This is a genomic window from Micromonospora sp. DT47 (assembly GCF_049844475.1).
GTDB lineage: Bacteria > Actinomycetota > Actinomycetes > Mycobacteriales > Micromonosporaceae > Micromonospora.
In genome coordinates, this window is the sequence record NZ_JBNCLC010000080.1 from 1 (window position 1) to 315 (window position 315).

The 315-nt window shown below is 68.3% G+C and carries 1 pseudogene; it reads right to left on the reverse strand.

Going from position 1 to position 315, the window contains the following annotated elements:
- A pseudogene (locus ACLQ2U_RS32230) lies at positions 1-232 on the reverse strand (hypothetical protein); the annotation flags it as partial.
- Positions 233-315: the final 83 nt, after the last annotated feature.

A 315-nucleotide genomic window follows, 5' to 3' on the forward strand; every position in this document is an offset into this window, starting at 1 on the left:
CGTTCCTGGTCTGCTCGTCGTTGAGGTCGATGCGGGACTGCTTGCCCTGCACACCGTGCGGGATCAGCTTGCCCTTGCCCTTGTCCGGCTTGTCGGCCTGCACCACCGCGACCGGCTTCGCCTCGACCGCCGGGGCGGCGTGGGCCTCGGTCACCGGGCCGGCGAACACGCCACCGGCGAAAGCCAGACCAGCGATACCCAGAACGCTCTTACGCAGCATGGTGGTGTTCATCAGAAAAGCTCCTTGGGGGGTTGGCGCACGCACCCGACCGGGGGGTCGGAGCACGGCGCAAGCACCACGACAGGGCGCCCAAA